The sequence below is a fragment of the Streptomyces sp. NPDC093111 genome (assembly GCF_040683955.1).
Lineage (GTDB): Bacteria > Actinomycetota > Actinomycetes > Streptomycetales > Streptomycetaceae > Streptomyces.
In genome coordinates, this window is record NZ_JBFBNW010000037.1 from 14,557 (window position 1) to 30,395 (window position 15,839).

15 protein-coding genes are annotated in these 15,839 nt (G+C 72.3%); 2 read left to right on the forward strand and 13 right to left on the reverse strand.

What is annotated here, in order from left to right; all coding sequences use genetic code 11:
* Positions 1 to 125: 125 nt before the first annotated feature.
* The 11 genes from aroQ to AB0Q96_RS38075 all read right to left on the reverse strand — a co-directional run bounded on the left by aroQ (position 126) and on the right by AB0Q96_RS38075 (position 10,505).
* Complete coding sequence (gene aroQ, locus AB0Q96_RS38025; protein WP_046907476.1) at positions 126 to 572, reverse strand: type II 3-dehydroquinate dehydratase; 447 nt, start codon at positions 570 to 572, stop codon at positions 126 to 128.
* Positions 569 to 1,663, reverse strand: coding sequence for a 3-dehydroquinate synthase (gene aroB / locus AB0Q96_RS38030; protein ID WP_365333755.1), 1,095 nt, complete (start codon positions 1,661 to 1,663; stop codon positions 569 to 571). The genes aroQ and aroB overlap by 4 nt, the downstream gene beginning before the upstream one ends.
* A complete protein-coding gene (locus tag AB0Q96_RS38035) occupies positions 1,660 to 2,181 on the reverse strand; it encodes a shikimate kinase (RefSeq protein ID WP_365333757.1) in 522 nt (173 codons plus the stop codon). Before AB0Q96_RS38035 ends, aroB begins: the two co-directional genes overlap by 4 nt.
* A complete protein-coding gene (gene aroC, locus AB0Q96_RS38040) occupies positions 2,178 to 3,362 on the reverse strand; it encodes a chorismate synthase (protein WP_365333759.1) in 1,185 nt (394 codons plus the stop codon). The genes AB0Q96_RS38035 and aroC overlap by 4 nt, the downstream gene beginning before the upstream one ends.
* A 131-nt stretch (positions 3,363 to 3,493) precedes the next feature.
* Positions 3,494 to 3,700: a hypothetical protein gene (locus AB0Q96_RS38045; RefSeq protein WP_365333761.1), complete on the reverse strand. Its 207-nt coding sequence runs from the start codon at positions 3,698 to 3,700 to the stop codon at positions 3,494 to 3,496.
* An 88-nt stretch (positions 3,701 to 3,788) separates the two neighbouring features.
* The gene (locus tag AB0Q96_RS38050) at positions 3,789 to 4,616 is read right to left on the reverse strand and encodes a shikimate dehydrogenase (protein ID WP_365333763.1); all 828 of its coding nucleotides are present in this window, start codon (positions 4,614 to 4,616) and stop codon (positions 3,789 to 3,791) included.
* Position 4,617: 1 nt separating this feature from the next.
* Complete coding sequence (gene mltG / locus AB0Q96_RS38055; protein ID WP_365333764.1) at positions 4,618 to 6,471, reverse strand: endolytic transglycosylase MltG; 1,854 nt, start codon at positions 6,469 to 6,471, stop codon at positions 4,618 to 4,620.
* A gap of 101 nt (positions 6,472 to 6,572) precedes the next feature.
* Positions 6,573 to 7,037 carry a Holliday junction resolvase RuvX gene (ruvX, locus tag AB0Q96_RS38060; protein WP_030316278.1) on the reverse strand — a complete coding sequence of 155 codons (465 nt, stop codon included), beginning with the start codon at positions 7,035 to 7,037 and terminating at the stop codon, positions 6,573 to 6,575.
* Between the two features lie 2 nt (positions 7,038 to 7,039).
* On the reverse strand, positions 7,040 to 9,709 hold the full coding sequence (gene alaS, locus AB0Q96_RS38065) for an alanine--tRNA ligase (RefSeq protein WP_365333766.1): 2,670 nt from the start codon (positions 9,707 to 9,709) through the stop codon (positions 7,040 to 7,042).
* A complete protein-coding gene (locus tag AB0Q96_RS38070) occupies positions 9,709 to 10,059 on the reverse strand; it encodes a hypothetical protein (protein WP_365333768.1) in 351 nt (116 codons plus the stop codon). Before AB0Q96_RS38070 ends, alaS begins: the two co-directional genes overlap by 1 nt.
* Positions 10,060 to 10,064: 5 nt before the next feature.
* Entirely contained in the window at positions 10,065 to 10,505 is a 441-nt protein-coding gene (locus AB0Q96_RS38075; protein WP_365333801.1) for a DUF948 domain-containing protein, read from the reverse strand.
* A 184-nt stretch (positions 10,506 to 10,689) separates the two neighbouring features.
* Here AB0Q96_RS38075 and AB0Q96_RS38080 point away from each other — a divergent pair, with 184 nt between their 5' ends.
* Entirely contained in the window at positions 10,690 to 12,861 is a 2,172-nt protein-coding gene (locus AB0Q96_RS38080) for an AAA family ATPase (protein ID WP_365333770.1), read from the forward strand.
* Positions 12,862 to 12,895: 34 nt separating this feature from the next.
* On the opposite strand, the gene rpsD is transcribed toward AB0Q96_RS38080, so the two are convergent.
* Positions 12,896 to 13,510, reverse strand: a complete 615-nt coding sequence (gene rpsD, locus AB0Q96_RS38085; protein WP_046907488.1) for a 30S ribosomal protein S4 — start codon at positions 13,508 to 13,510, stop codon at positions 12,896 to 12,898.
* A gap of 206 nt (positions 13,511 to 13,716) precedes the next feature.
* On the opposite strand from rpsD, the gene AB0Q96_RS38090 reads away from it, so the two are divergent.
* On the forward strand, positions 13,717 to 14,412 hold the full coding sequence (locus AB0Q96_RS38090) for a DUF2470 domain-containing protein (RefSeq protein WP_365333803.1): 696 nt from the start codon (positions 13,717 to 13,719) through the stop codon (positions 14,410 to 14,412).
* 70 nt (positions 14,413 to 14,482) lie between these two features.
* Here AB0Q96_RS38090 and AB0Q96_RS38095 read toward each other — a convergent pair whose 3' ends face one another.
* The gene (locus AB0Q96_RS38095; protein WP_365333805.1) at positions 14,483 to 15,835 is read right to left on the reverse strand and encodes a replication-associated recombination protein A; all 1,353 of its coding nucleotides are present in this window, start codon (positions 15,833 to 15,835) and stop codon (positions 14,483 to 14,485) included.
* Positions 15,836 to 15,839 lie beyond the last annotated feature (4 nt).

The following is a 15,839-nucleotide window of genomic DNA, read 5'->3' on the forward strand; positions in this document are numbered from 1 at the left end:
CTCCGTCCCGTACGCCTTTTGCTTCCACTGTTGCCGGAACGTTACCGCCCCCGGCTTCCCGAGGGGAAACGGCCGGGGGCGGTACGCGGTGCCCGAGGGCCTCGCGAGCGGTGCTCAGGAGGTGTTCAGGCGGTCAGTTCCTCCGCGAGCGCGCGCAGGGCGAGCCGGTAGGAGCCGATCCCGAAGCCGGCGATCGTGCCGGTCGCCACGGCGGCGACGACCGAGGTGTGCCGGAACTCCTCGCGCGTGTACGGGTTGGAGATGTGCACCTCGATGAGCGGCGCGGTGCGCTGGGCGGCCGCGTCGCGCATGCCGTACGAGTAGTGCGTGAACGCGCCGGGGTTGAGCACGACCGGCAGCGAGCCGTCCGCGGCCTCGTGCAGCCAGCGGATCATCTCGCCCTCGTCGTTGGTCTCGCGCACCTCGACGTCGAAGCCCAGCTCCTCGCCGAGGGTCCGGCAGGAGTCGACCAGCCCCTTGTAGGAGGTGGCGCCGTAGATGTCGGGCTCGCGGGAGCCGAGCCGCCCCAGGTTCGGGCCGTTGAGGACGAGGACCCGGCGCGGCTCGCTCACGCGGACACCTCGCCGTAGGCGGCGATCAGGACGGCCGGGTCGGGGCCCTCCAGGACCGTCGGCTTGCCGAGGCCGTCGAGGACGATGAAGCGCAGCAGGTCGCCGCGGGACTTCTTGTCGACCTTCATGGTCTCCAGCAGCTTGGGCCACTGGTCGCCTCGGTAGGTGAGCGGCAGTCCGACCGACTCCAGGACGGCGCGGTGCCGGTCGGCGGTGGCGTCGTCGAGGCGGCCGGCGAGCCGGCCGAGCTCGGCGGCGAAGACCATGCCGACGGAGACGGCGGCGCCGTGGCGCCACTTGTACCGCTCGTTCTTCTCGATGGCGTGGGCGAGGGTGTGCCCGTAGTTGAGGATCTCGCGGCGGCCGGCCTCCTTGAGGTCGCCGGAGACGACCTCGGCCTTGACCTGGATCGACCGCACGATGAGCTCGGCGGTGTGCGGTCCGGCCGGGGTACGGGCGCCCTCCGGGTCCCCCTCGATCAGGTCGAGGATGACCGGGTCGGCGATGAAACCGGCCTTGATGATCTCGGCGAGGCCGCTGACGTAGTCGTGCACGGGCAGCGAGTCCAGCGCGGCGAGGTCGCAGAGCACCCCGGCCGGCGGGTGGAAGGCGCCGACGAGGTTCTTGCCCTCGGCGGTGTTGATGCCGGTCTTGCCGCCGACGGCCGCGTCGACCATGGCGAGCACCGTGGTGGGCACGGCGATCCAGCGCACGCCCCGCAGCCAGGTCGCGGCGACGAAGCCGGCCAGGTCGGTGGTGGCGCCGCCGCCGACGCCCACGATGATGTCGCTGCGGGTGAAGCCGGTCTGGCCGAGCGCCTTCCAGCAGTAGGCGGCGACCTCCGCGGTCTTCGCCTCCTCGGCGTTGGGCACCTGGATGGCGACGGCCTCGTAGCCCTGGTCCGCGAGGTCGCCACGCAGGGCCTCGCCGGTCTCGGCGAGCGCCTCGGGGTGGATGACGGCCACCCGCTTGGCGCCGGGGCCGATGAGGGCGGGGAGCTCGCCGAGCAGCTGCCGTCCGACCAGCACCTCGTACGGCTCGGTGCCCGCCGAGCCGCCGACCTGGATACGGGTCACTTCCTGGTGCGTCATGTCTCCTTCTTCAGGTCCAGAGCGTCGAGGACGGCGTCCGCGACCTCTTCGGGTGTGCGGTCGTCGGTGGCGACGACGGCACGGGCGACTTCGGTGTAGAGGTGGCGGCGGGCGTCCATCAGCTCGCGCCACTGGCGGCGCGGGTTGACGGCGAGCAGCGGCCGCGCGGCGCCGAGGCCGACGCGGCGGACCGCTTCCTCGACGTCCATCGAGAGGTACGCGACGGGCAGCCCGGCCAGCAGGGCGCGGGTGCCGGCGTCGAGCACGGCACCGCCGCCGAGCGCGAGGACGCCCTCGTGCTCGGTGACGGCGGTGCGCACGGCCGCGCGCTCCAGGGCCCGGAAGTGGTCCTCGCCGTCCTCGACGAAGATGTCGGAGATCTCGCGTCCCTCGGCGGCGACGATGTCGGCGTCGGTGTCGCGGTACGCGGCGCCGAGCCGCTCGGCGAGGAGCGCGCCGACCGTGGACTTGCCGGAACCCATCGGGCCGACGAGGACGACCAGGGGGCCGCCGGTCACCGGATCTGGAGGTTGTCGAGGTAGGACCGCACGTTGCGGCGGGTCTCGGGGACGCTGTCTCCGCCGAACTTCTCGACGACCGCGTCGGCCAGGACCAGCGCGACCATGGCCTCGGCCACGATCCCCGCCGCCGGCACCGCGCACACGTCGGAGCGCTGGTGGTGGGCCGCGGCGACCTCGCCGGTGGCGACGTCGACGGTGGCGAGCGCGCGGGGCACGGTCGCGATGGGCTTCATGGCGGCGCGGACGCGCAGCAGCTCGCCGGTGGTCAGGCCGCCCTCGGTGCCGCCGGCGCGGCCGGTGGCGCGGGTGATGCCGTCGGGGCCCTGGACGATCTCGTCGTGGGCCTGGGAGCCGGGGACGCGGGCGAGGTCGAAGCCGTCGCCGACCTCGACGCCCTTGATGGCCTGGATGCCCATGAGCGCGGCGGCGAGGCGGGCGTCGAGGCGCCGGTCCCAGTGCACGTGCGAGCCGAGGCCGACGGGCACGCCGTAGGCCAGGACCTCGACGACGCCGCCGAGGGTGTCGCCGTCCTTGTGGGCCTGGTCGATCTCGGCGACCATCGCCTTCGACGCGTCGGCGTCCAGGCAGCGCACCGGGTCGGCGTCCAGCTTCTCGACGTCGGCCGGGGTCGGGTAGACGCCGTACGGGGCCTTCGCGGCGGCGAGCTCGACGACGTGGGACACGATCTCGATGCCGGCCGCCTCCTTCAGGAAGGAGCGGGCGACGGCACCGAGGGCGACACGGGCGGCGGTCTCACGGGCGCTGGCGCGCTCCAGGATCGGCCGGGCCTCGTCGAAGCCGTACTTCTGCATGCCGGCGAGGTCGGCGTGGCCGGGGCGGGGCCGGGTCAGGGGCGCGTTGCGGCCCGTCTCCTTGAGCTCCGCGGGGTCGACGGGGTCCGCCGACATGACCTTCTCCCACTTCGGCCATTCCGTGTTGCCGACCATGACGGCGACGGGCGAGCCGAGCGAGAGGCCGTGGCGGACTCCGCCGAGGAAGGTGACCTCGTCCTGCTCGAACTTCATCCGGGCTCCGCGCCCGTAGCCGAGGCGCCGCCGCGCGAGGTGGTCGGCCACCAGCTCCGTGGTGACCGGCACGCCTGCGGGAAGTCCTTCGAGGGTTGCAACCAGCGCGGGTCCGTGGGACTCCCCCGCCGTCAGCCAACGCAGCCTGCTCAACGATGCTCCTCATGCTCGCGCCTGGGCTCTGCTCCGGCGCGACCTGGGTGCGCGGCCCTGGTCCGCCTCCCCTGATCCTCCCACGTCCCGGCGCCTGATCGATCGCCGGTCCACAGGTCGGAACGCATCTGTCAGGTGTCGAGTCGGGTTTCGGCCAGCCCGTCCGCGGGGCTCCGCCGGGCCCGCCACCGGGTCACCACGCAGTACAGGAGGAACGCGCCGCCGAGCGCGAGGACCGGATAGCGGACCACCGCGGGCAGGGAGCCGATCCCGATCCGGACCAGCCCGATCACCAGATGGACGAGATCCCAGCCCGCGTCCCACCTGGACGCGAGCAACACGTCTCCCGCCACGCTCTCTCCCCCTGTTTCCCCGCCGCCCCGTCGTCCCCGTGGCCCCTCGGCCCCCGGCCCCCGTCGTTCCGGATCAGCGCTCGGCCAGCGCCCGCTCCCCCGCCGCCCGCATCGCGGCCAGCGGCCCCGGGGCCCGCCCGGTCATCTGCTCGACCTGGAGCACCGCCTGGTGGACCAGCAGGTCGAGGCCGCCGACCACCTTCCCGCCGCGCGCCGACCAGGCGGAGGCGATCCGGGTGGGCCACGGGTCGTACAGCACGTCGAAGAGGGTGCCGGGGGCGTCCGGCACGGCCGCCGCGAGCGCGTCCGTCGTCCCGGCCGGCGTGGTGGCGACGACCAGCGGGGCCGCGAAGGCCTCGGCGGCGTCGTCCCAGGCGGCGGTGCGCACGTCGACGCCGAGCCGCTCGCCCCAGCCCCGCATCTCCCGCGCGCGCGCCTCACTGCGTACGTAGGCGGTGACGGGCCCCGAGCAGATCCCGGCCAGGGCGGCGAGCGCCGAGGAGGCGGTGGCGCCCGCGCCGAGGATCGCGGCCGAATCGACCTTCTCGACGGCCCGCTCCCGCAGGGCGGCGACGATGCCGGGGGTGTCGGTGTTGTCGCCGACCCGCCGCCCGTCCTCGGTGCACACGACCGTGTTCACCGCCTCGACCGAGGCCGCCACGTCGGTGACCTCGTCGAGCAGCGGCATGATCGCCCGCTTGAGCGGCATCGTGAGCGAGAGCCCCGCCCACGACGCGTCGAGCTCGCCCATGAACCCGGGCAGCGCGGCCTCGTCCACCTCGAAGCGGTCGTACGACCAGTCGTCGAGGCCGAGCTCCCGGTACGCGGCCCGGTGCAGCACCGGGGAGAGCGAGTGGGCGATGGGCGAGCCGAGCACGGCCGCCCGCCGTCGGAAGGTCATCTCAGTTCCCTGCGTTGAACTTCTCGACGAGCCGGTCGTGCTCGGCGAGCGTCTTGGCGAACTCGGTCTTGTTCATGCCGTCCGTGGCGACGAAGTACATCCAGCCGTCGTTCGTCGGGTGGAGGGCGGCGGTCATCGCCTCGACGCCCGGATTGCCGATCGGTCCCGGCGTGAGACCCGCGTGCTTGTACGTGTTGTACGGGTCCGGGTTGGTGAGGATCTCCTTCCGGGTGATCTTGATCTTGCTCGTACCCATCAGGTAGTTGTACGTCGAGTCGAACTGGAGGAGCTGGAAGGTCTCCTTGTTGTCCGGCGAGAGACGGTTGTAGATGACTTCGGCCATCTTCGTGAAGTCGTCGTGCGTCTTGCCCTCGGCCTGGATCATGCTCGCGACCGTGACCAGCTCCCAGGGGCCGCCCTTCAGCCCGAGCTGGCGCGACTTCGCCTCCAGGTCCAGCTTTCCGTACTCCTCGTTGGACCGCGCGACCATCTTCCGCAGCACGTCCTCGGGTTTGTTGCCCTTGGCGACCGGGTAGCTGGCCGGGAAGAGGAAGCCCTCCAGGGGGTCCTTGACGTCGGCGTGGTTCTTCGCCCAGTCCGGCAGGCCGAGGGAGCCGGCCTGTTTGAAGGCGGTCTCCTTCGTGGTGCCCGGCTTGAGGTCGAGACGCTTGTCGATCTCGGCGTAGACCCAGGAGTTGCGGCGCCCCTCGGGGATGACGAAGTTGGCCTTGCTCGCCGGGCTGAGCATCAGCGCGACGGCGCTCTCCGCCGACATCCCCTTCTTCATCGTGTAGACGCCGTCCTGGATGGCGACGCCCTTGGGGTTCTTCTGCTGGGCCGAGACGAAGGCGTCGACGCTCTTGACGACACCCGCCTTCTTGAGGATGTTGCCGATGTCGTAGCCGAGGGCCCCGCGCGGGATCTCGATCTGGACCGCCCCGCTGCCCTCGCCGGCGTAGTCGGGCGCCGCGCCGAACTGGCCCTGCCAGAACTGGTAGCCGAAGTAGCCGATGCCGCCGACGCCGCCGCCGATGACGAGCGCCACGACCAGGCAGGCCATGCCGTTCTTGGCCTTGCGGCCCTTCTTCTTGCCCTTGCCGCCCCGGCGGTCGCCACGGCGCCCGGCGGGCTCGTCGTCGTACGCGTCGTCGTAGGGCTCGTCGTCGTGGGCGTCCGCCGCCGTGTCGCCGTCGTCCGCACGGCCACGGTCGCGACGCCCGCGGCGCCCGGTCCGCTCCTCGGTCCGCTCGTCCGGCCGGGGGTCCGACGGCTCGTCCTCGCCGGTGAAGAACGGGTGGTCCTCCTCCGGCTCCCGCTGCGCCTCCGCCTCCCAGTCGGTCACCGGCTGGGGCGGCACCTGGCGCCGGCCCGGGGGCTGCGGCGGGGGGTAGGCCTCGGGGGTGCCGTAGAGGTCGGGCTGCTGGCCGCCGTACGGATCGGCGGGCGCGGCGTTGTACGGCATCGCCGCCTGGCCCGTCTCCCAGGTGCCGTCGTACTGCTGTGCGGGATACCCGGGCGTGTCGTACCCGCCCGGGTTCCCGTACTGCTGTTCGCCGTAAGCCTGCGGATAGTACGGCTGCTGGGCCTGCTGAGGCTGCTGGGGCTGTTGCGGCTGCTGGTAGGCGCCGCCTCCGTAGGTCTGACCGTACGGATCCTGCTGCCCCTGGTGACCGGGATGCCCCTGGTGACCGGGATGGCCCTGCTGCTGCTCGTACTGCTGCTGCGCCTGCTGCTGGTCGTACTGCTGCTGCGCCTGCTGCGGGTACTGCTGCTGGCCCTCCCACCCCTGGTCCCCGTACAGCGGGTCCGTGGGGTGCCACGGTTCGGAGCCGGGGCTCCGGCCATACTCAGTCATCGATCCCCAAACAGCCGCGAGGCTTCCGGACGATCCGCCTCTACGTAGTGCGGCAGCTGTTCGAACACCGCCGCATCGCGCGGAACGTTACCGTATCGCGATCAGATGACCACTTCGACGCCCTCGCCGGGCGGATTACCTGATACCCGTTCGGACTCAAGAGCGTTCTGAAGGATGATCACAGCGGCGGCCTGGTCGATGACGGACCGCCCCTTCTTGGCCTTCACCCCGGAGGCCCGCAGCCCCTGGGTCGCCGTCACCGTCGTCATCCGCTCGTCGACCAGCCGGACCGGCACCGGGGCGATGCCCTTGGCCATCTCCCCGGCGAAGGCCCGGACCTTGGTCGCGGCCGGACCCTCCCGCCCGCTGAGCGAGCGGGGCAGGCCCACGACGACCTCGATCGGCTCGTACTCCTCGACGATCTGGCGCAGCCGCCGGTGGGCGGCCGGGACGTCACGTCCCGGCACGGTCTCCACCGGCGTGGCGAGGACCCCGTCGGGGTCGCACGAGGCGACCCCGATCCGGGCGTCCCCGACGTCGACCGCGATCCGGCGTCCGCGACGCATCGTCACGCGGTCTCCACCACAAGACGCTCGACGGCCTCGATGGCCTCGCCGACGGCCTGCGGGTTCTGACCGCCGCCCTGGGCGACGTCGGGCTTGCCGCCACCGCCGCCACCGAGGGTCTTGGCCGCGGTGCGGACCAGCTCGCCGGCCTTGAGACCGCGCTCGCGGGCGGCCTCGTTGGTGGCGATGACCGTCAGCGGCTTGCCGTTGACGGTGGTGAACAGGGCCACGACCACCGGACGGTCCGCGGGGATGCGGCCGCGCACGTCGAGGACCAGCTTGCGCAGGTCGTCGGCGCCGGTGCCGTCCGGGACCTGGCCGGTGACCAGGGCGACGCCGCGGACGTCCTTGGCGGAGTCGACCAGACCGGCGGCGGCCTGCAGGACCTTCTCCGCGCGGAACCTCTCGATCTCCTTCTCGGCGTCCTTCAGCTTGCCGAGCATCGCGGAGACCTTCTCCGGCAGCTCCTCCGGGCGGCCCTTGACCAGCTCCTGGAGCTGGGCGACGACCGTGTGCTCACGGGCGAGGAAGTGGTACGCGTCGACGCCGACCAGGGCCTCGACACGGCGCACGCCGGAACCGATGGACGACTCGCCGAGCAGCTTCACCAGACCCAGCTGGGCGGTGTTGTGCACGTGCGTACCGCCGCACAGCTCCTTGGAGAAGTCGCCGATGGTCACGACGCGGACCTTCTCGCCGTACTTCTCGCCGAACTCGGCGATGGCGCCCTGGCGCTTCGCCTCGTCGATCGGCATGACCTCGGCGTGGACCTCCAGCTCGCGCGAGAGGACCTCGTTGATCTTCTGCTCGACGTCGGTCAGGACCGCGCCGGGCACGGCGTTCGGCGAGCCGAAGTCGAAGCGGAAGCGGCCCGGCGAGTTCTCCGAACCGGCCTGGGCGGCCGTCGGGCCGAGCGCGTCGCGCAGCGCCTGGTGGGTGAGGTGGGTGGCCGAGTGGGCGCGGGCGATGGCCCGGCGGCGCCGGATGTCGATGGCGGCGTAGGCGGTCGCGCCCACGGTCACCTCGCCGACCTGCACCGAACCCTTGTGCACGGAGACGCCGGGGACCGGCTGCTGCACGTCGCGGATCTCGATGACCGCGCCGGAGTGCAGCTTGATGCGGCCCTGGTCGGCGAGCTGGCCGCCGCCCTCGGCGTAGAACGGGGTGCGGTCCAGGACGACCTCGACCTCGTCGCCCTCCGAGGCGGCCGGCGAGGGAACGCCGTTGACCAGCAGGCCGACGACGGTGGTCTCGCCCTCGGTGTTGGTGTAGCCGGTGAACTCGGTGGCGCCGTTGCCGTCGGCGATCTCGCGGTACGCGGTGACGTCGGCGTGACCGGTCTTCTTGGCCAGGGCGTCGGCCTTGGCGCGGTCCCGCTGCTCCTTCATGAGGCGGCGGAAGCCCTCCTCGTCCACGGACAGCCCCTGCTCGGCGGCCATCTCGAGGGTGAGGTCGATCGGGAAGCCCCAGGTGTCGTGGAGCAGGAACGCCTTGTCGCCCGACAGGATCGTGCCGCCGGCCGACTTGGTCTCGGTGACCGCGGTGTCGAGGATGTTCGTGCCGCCCTTGAGGGCCTTGAGGAACGCGGCCTCCTCGGCGAGCGCGACCGTCTCGATGCGCTTGCGGTCGGTGACCAGCTCCGGGTACTGCTCGCCCATCGTGTCGATCACGGTGTCGACGAGCTCCTGCACGACCAGGCCGGTGGCGCCGAGCAGGCGCATGTTGCGGACGGCGCGGCGCATGATGCGGCGCAGCACGTAGCCGCGGCCCTCGTTGCCGGGGGTGACGCCGTCGCCGATGAGCATCACGGAGGTGCGCATGTGGTCGGCGACGACCCGCAGCGACACGTCGCTGTCGTGGGCCTTGCCGTAGGCGACGCCGGTCAGCCGGGTCGCCTTGTCGATGACGACCTGGAGGGTGTCGGTCTCGTACATGTTCTGCACGCCCTGGAGGATCATCGCCAGGCGCTCGAGGCCGAGACCGGTGTCGATGTTCTTTGACGGCAGCTCGCCGAGGATCGGGAAGTCGTCCTTCCCGGTGCCCTCGCCACGCTCGTACTGCATGAAGACCAGGTTCCAGATCTCCACGTACCGCTCGTCGTTGACGGCCGGGCCGCCCTCGACGCCGAACTCGGGACCGCGGTCGTAGTTGATCTCGGAGCACGGGCCGCAGGGGCCGGGGACGCCCATGGACCAGTAGTTGTCCTTCTTGCCGAGGCGCTGGATGCGCTCGGCCGGGACGCCGACGACGTCGCGCCAGATCTGCTCGGCCTCGTCGTCCTCCTGGTAGACGGTGATCCAGAGCTTCTCCGGCTCAAGCCCGTAGCCGCCGTGCTCGACCGAGGAGGTCAGCAGCTCCCAGGCCAGCTTGATGGCGCCTTCCTTGAAGTAGTCGCCGAAGGAGAAGTTGCCGCACATCTGGAAGAACGTGCCGTGCCGGGTGGTCTTGCCGACCTCTTCGATGTCCGGCGTGCGGACGCACTTCTGCACGCTGGAGGCGCGCGAGAAGGGCGGCTTGACCTCACCCAGGAAGTAGGGCTTGAACGGCACCATGCCGGCGGGGACGAGCAGCAGAGTCGGGTCGTCCGCGATGAGCGACGCCGAAGGGACGACGGTGTGCCCGCGCTCCTCGAAGAAGCTCAGCCAGCGGCGGCGGATTTCAGCCGACTCCATCAGTGGTCCTCATTCCGGTTGTACGAAAACGAATACGGGGTGGTCGTGCCGGGGTCCGCGAGCGGTCCGAGCGCGGGCCTGCGGCGCGGCGCGGGGAACTCACGGCCGGGGTCCTGGTCCGCCGGGGCGTCCAGGCCGAGGGCCGAGCCGAGCTCGGCCTCGCGCTGCTGCATGCCCGCCCTCACGTCGAGGGCGAAGTCCTTGAGCCGGTGGCCGGTCTCGATCGCCTTGTCCGCCGCCTGGGCGGCGAGGCTCTCGGGGGTCAGCTGCTTGAGCTTGCGGTTGACCTTGGTGGTGGCCCAGACGCCGGCGGCCGCGCCGGCGGTGAACCAGAACGTACGGCGGAACATCCTGCTCAGCCCTTCTGCTTCCGGCGCCTCGCGGACGGCACAATACGACCGACGATCACAGTACGCGGGTCGGACGCGGGCGGCGCGGGGGGAGCGTCCTGACGGCCGCGGCCCATTGCCCTGCGCACCCCGTAGCCGAAGGCCGCGACCTTGACCAGGGGGCCGCCGAAGGTGGAGGCGACGGTGGTGGACAGCGCGGAGGCGTTGGAGGTGACCTCCTGGACGTCCGAGGCGATGGCGTCGACCCGGTCGAGCTGGGTCTGCGCGGAGCGCACGGTCGCGGAGGCGTCGGCGAGCAGCGGGACGGCCTGTTCGGTCACGTCCGCCACCAGCTTGGTGGTCGCCTTGAGCGTCTGCGCCAGCCTCACCAGCACCACGGCGAGGAAGGAGACCAGGATCGCCCAGAAGACGGCCACCAGGATGCCGGCCACCTCTCCACCGGTCACTCCGCACCGCTCTCTGCTGTCGCTCATGTCTTCGGGCCTCCGACGGACGTCGGGCCCTTGTTTACCAGTCCTCCGACCCTATCGCGCCGGAGCTCTTCAGCCGTACCGCATTCGCGCTCGTGGGAGGGGAGTTGCGCCGGTCCGATTGTACGGAGCGCGCGCGGATGAGTACGCTCCGTGTCCCATGCGACGGAGCAATCTCCCTGCGGAGCTCAACCGGTTCGTGGGCCGGGCCGCGGAACAGGACGAACTGGCCCGCCTCATCGAGGAGTTCCGCCTGGTCACGGTCGTCGGTGTGGGCGGGGTCGGCAAGACGCGGCTGGCGCTGCGCACCGCGGCCGCCGAGCAGAAACGCTACGCCGACGGGGTCCGGCTCGCGGAGCTGTCCGCGCTGCGGGATCCGGAGCTGGTGGCCCACGCCCTGGTCGAGTCCCTCGGTCTGACCGACCACACCCTGCGCGGCCCGCGGGAGGTGCTGACCGAACACCTGGCGGAGCTGCGGCTGCTGCTCGTGGTGGACGGCTTCGAGCACCTGGTGGAGGAGTGCGCGGGGCTGCTGCGGGAGTTGCTGCGCGGCTGCGCCGGGCTCACGGTGCTGGCGGTGGGCCGCCGGCCGCTGCGGGTGGACGGCGAGGCCGTGCTGGCGCTGGCGCCGATGGCGGAGGCGGACGCGGTGGCGCTGTTCACCGAGCGGGCGGCGGAGTCGGCGGGGCGGCACGCGCCGGCGGCGCCCGGGCCGGTGCGGGAGCTGTGCCGGCGGCTGGACGGGATCCCGCTGGCACTGGAACTCGCGGCCGGGCGCCTGCCGCTGCTCTCGGTGGAGCAGGTGCTGCAACGGCTCGACGACCGGTTCCGGCTGCTCGACGGCGGTCGGCGCGGGGCGCTGCCCCGGCACCGGACGCTGCGCACGGCGATCGGCTGGAGCCACGAGCTGTGCGCCCCGGAGGAGCGGCTGCTCTGGGCGCGCCTCTCGGTGTTCTCGGGCCCGTTCGACCTGGAGGCGGTGGAGTACGTCTGCTCGGGGCCCGAGTTGCCGGTGGAGCGGGTGCTCGACGTGCTAGGCGAGCTGCTGGCGCAGTCGCTGGTGGCGCGGGAGGAGTCGGCGGCGGGGCCGCGCTACCGGATGCTGGACACGGTCGCGGCGTACGGGGCGGAGTGGTTGGCGGCGCTGGACGACACGGAGCGGATGCGCCGTCGGCACCGCGACTGGTACATGGGGCTCGCGACCTGGTGCGAGCTGGAGTGGTTCAGTCCCCGGCAGGCGGAGGTGGCGGCGGCCACGGACGTGGCGCTGCCGAATCTGCGGGCGGCGCTGGAGCTGTGCCTGGAGTCGCCCGAGGACCTCGCGCTCGCCCAGCACCTGGCGGGCACGCTCTGGTTCTACTGGGCGGGGTGCGGGCGTCTGTCCGAGGGGCGGCACTGGCTCGACCGGGCGCTGGGCGCGGCCCCGGCGGGGGCGGAGCAGGAGGACGCGCGGCTGAAGGCGCTGTGGGTGCTGGGGTACGTGGCCGTCCTGCAGGGGGATCCGACGGCGGCGGTGGCGGCGTTGCACGAGTGCGGCGAGCGGGCCCGGGCCACGGGCAACGCGCTGGCGGAGGCGTACGCGACGCACCGGATGGGGTGTCTGGCGCTGTTGTCGGACGACATGCCGCGGGCCGAGGAGCTGATCGGGCGGGCCCTGGAGGCGTATCGGGAGCAGGGCGAGCTGAACAGCAACGTGCTGATGGGCCAGGTCGAGCTGGCGATGGCGCGGGCGTTCCAGGGGGATCTGGAGGGCGCGGTCGCGCTGTGCGCGGAGGTCCGGGAGATCTGCGAGGAGCGGGGCGAGCGGTGGACGCGGGCGTACGCGCTCTACGTGCTGGGGTACGCGGCGCTGGCCGAGGGGGAGCCGGCGCGGGCGCGGGAGCTGCTGGCCGAGTGCGTCACCATCGACCACGCCTTCCACGACCTGGTGGGTCTGGTGCTGGCGGTCGAGCTGCTCGCGCTGGTGCGGGCGGCCGAGGGGGACGTGCGGGAGGCGGCGGTGCTCCAGGGCGCGGCGCGGCCGATGTGGGACTCGGTGGGGCTGCCGCTGTTCGGCTCGGGCCATTTCAACGGCCCGCGGGTGCTCTGCGAGCGGCAGGCGGGCGAGGCGCTGGGCGGCGAGGGGTACGCGGCGGCGTTCCGGGAGGGGCAGGCGCTGTCGTGGGACGAGGCGGTGGACCGGGCGCTCGCCGAGTGCCGGGATCCGGCCGTCCTCGGGCAGCCGGCCGGGCCGAGGGCGCCGCGGCCGTTCCGTACCGCGCGGACACCGGTCCCGGACACGCGGAAGCCCGCCGGCTCCCCCACGGGTAAGGGCGGGGAAGCGGCGGGCTGAACACCGCGGGGGTGGTACTACACCGTTGCCGAGATCAGCGGGCGTAGTACTCGACGACCAGCTGCTCGTCGCAGATGACCGGGATTTCCTTGCGGTTCGGGTCGCGGTCGAGGCGGAAGGCCAGGGCCTTCAGGTTGACCTGCAGGTAGCGCGGGGTCTCACCGTCGGCGGCGAAGCCACCCTCACGGGCGACCTCGAACAGCGGCTTGGTGCGGCTGCGCTCGCGGACCATCACGACGTCGTCGGGACGGACGCGGAACGACGGCTTGTCGACCTTGGTGCCGTTGACCTGGATGTGGCCGTGGACGACCATCTGACGGGCCTGGTAGATGGTGCGGGCGATGCCCGAACGCAGGACCAGGGCGTCGAGGCGACGCTCGAGCTCGACGACCAGCGCCTCGCCCGTCTTGCCCTCGGCCTTCTTCGCGCGGTCGTACGCGCGGGCCATCTGGCGCTCGCTGATGTCGTACTGGGCGCGCAGACGCTGCTTCTCGAGGAGACGGACCTTGTAGTCCGAGTTCTGCTTGCGGCCACGGCCGTGCTCGCCCGGCGGGTAGGGGCGGGCCTCGAAGTACTTGACGGCCTTCGGCGTCAGCGCAATGCCGAGCGCACGGGACTTCTTGACCTTGGGACGCGACTGGTTAGGCACGTTCTCCAGACCTCCATTGTAGGTTAGGTTAGGCTCACCTTACTCAAGGAGATCGCATGTCTCGCCCGGGGAACACCACACGCATCACGGACGGCAGCACAAAGACCGATGCACTTTCCTCCACGGAAGCCGCGGAAGGCATCGATACGACGGAGGTCCGATCAGCTCATGGTCAGCCGCGTCCAAACGGGCTTGATCTCGCACGGATGCCGTCAGCAGCCGAGCGCACACGAACTCTCGTACAGAGTACATGCTCCGCGGTGCTGCTGATTCCGGGGGCCTCCGGGCACCCCCCGGAGCAGCTCTCCCCCGAGGCCCGCGCGGTCGGACCGGACGGCGAGATCTTCCTGCTCTACCCCGCGGACGCGGCACCGGTACGGGCCGCCACCCACGCGCAGGACGACGAGCTGCCGGTCGTGCTGGAGCTCACGGACGTCGCCCCCGTCTCGGTCCCCCACCGCATCCGGGGCCGGGCCTGGATCTCCGGCTGGCTGACCTGCGTGCCCGGGATCGCCGAACCCGGCCGCATGATGCTCCGCGTGGAGGTCGGCGCGGCCAACGTGGACGACCTGTGGGGCTGCGCCGAGGTCGACCCCGAGGAGTTCGGGGCGGCCGAACCCGATCCGCTGCGGATCCACGAGACGGAGCTCCTCCAGCACCTGCACGCCGCCCACGGCGACCGGATGCGCGAACTGACCTCGCTGCTCGGCACCCACGCGGCCGGCCTGGTCCCCACGCGTGACGTGGCCCCGCTCGCCCTCGACCGCTTCGGACTGCGGGTCCGCTTCAGCGCCGGCCCCGAGTCCTGCTTCGACGCACGCTTCGACTTTCCCGAGGCCGTACGGGACGTCTCCGGGCTGCGCCGCGAGATGCACCGGCTCTTCGAGGCAGCCGCCTCCTGACGCCCCGGCCCCGGGGGTGTCACGAACAGCCGGGCGGCTCCGCCGGCGCCCGCACGGCCGCCCTCCTCCTTCAGCCGCCCTCGCCCTTCAGGCGCTCCCGCACCTTCTCCACCACGTCCGCGTAACGCGCCTCCGCCCCGTAGCGGGTCGGCTCGTAGTAGCGCTTGCCGTGGACCGGGTCTGGGGCGTACTGCTGCGGGGCGATGGCGCCGGGGACGTCGTGCGGGTAGACGTACCCCTGGGCGTGGCCCAGTTTGGCGGCGCCCTTGTAGTGCCCGTCGCGCAGGTGGGGCGGGACCGGGCCCGCGAGGCCGTCGCGGACGTCGGCACGGGCCGCGAAGATCGCGTTCGTCGCCGCGTTCGACTTCGGGGCGAGGGCCAGGGCGATGGTGGCGTGGCTCAGGGTCAGCGCCGCCTCCGGGAAGCCGATCATCGCGACGGCCTGGGCGGCGGCCACGGCCAGCGGCAGCGCGTTCGGATCGGCGAGGCCGATGTCCTCGCTCGCCGAGATCATCAGCCGCCGGGCGATGAACCGCGGGTCCTCCCCCGCCTCGATCATGCGGGCCAGGTAGTGCAGTGCCGCGTCCACGTCCGAGCCGCGGATCGACTTGATGAGGGCGCTGGCCACGTCGTAGTGCTGGTCGCCGTCCCGGTCGTACGTCACGGCGGCCCGGTCGACGGTCTCCTCGACCGTCTCCAGGGTGATCTCCGCCTCCTGCTTGGCGAGGGCGGCGCCCGCCGCCGCCTCCAGGGCGGTCAGGGCGCGCCGCGCGTCCCCGCCGGCGATGCGCAGCAGATGGGCCTCGGCGTCCTCGGCCAGGGTGACGGCCCCGCCGAGTCCCCGCTCCTCCTCCAGGGCCCGGCGCATCAGTCCGCTCAGGTCCTCGTCGGTGAGCGACTCCAGGGTGAGCAGCAGAGAGCGGGAGAGCAGCGGGGAGATCACCGAGAAGTACGGGTTCTCCGTGGTGGCGGCGATCAGGGTCACCCAGCGGTTCTCGACGGCCGGCAGGAGGGAGTCCTGCTGGGCCTTGGAGAAGCGGTGGATCTCGTCGAGGAAGAGGACGGTCTCCTTGCCGTAGCCCCCGACGGCGCGGCGGGCGCCGTCGATGACCGCCCGGACCTCCTTGACGCCCGCGGTGATCGCGGAGAGCTCCACGAACCGCTTGTCCGTCGCCTTCGACACCACGTACGCCAGGGTGGTCTTGCCGATGCCCGGCGGGCCCCACAGGATCACCGAGGAGGCGCCGGCGGGGCCGCCGCCGTCGCCGACCAGGCGGCGCAGGGGCGAGCCCGGCTTGAGCAGGTGCCGCTGGCCCACCACCTCGTCGAGGGTGCGCGGGCGCATCCGGACGGCCAGCGGGCTGCTGGCCGGATCCTTCTCCTGGCGTTCTTCGGCGGCTGCGGTAAACAGGTCGGGCTCCACGGTC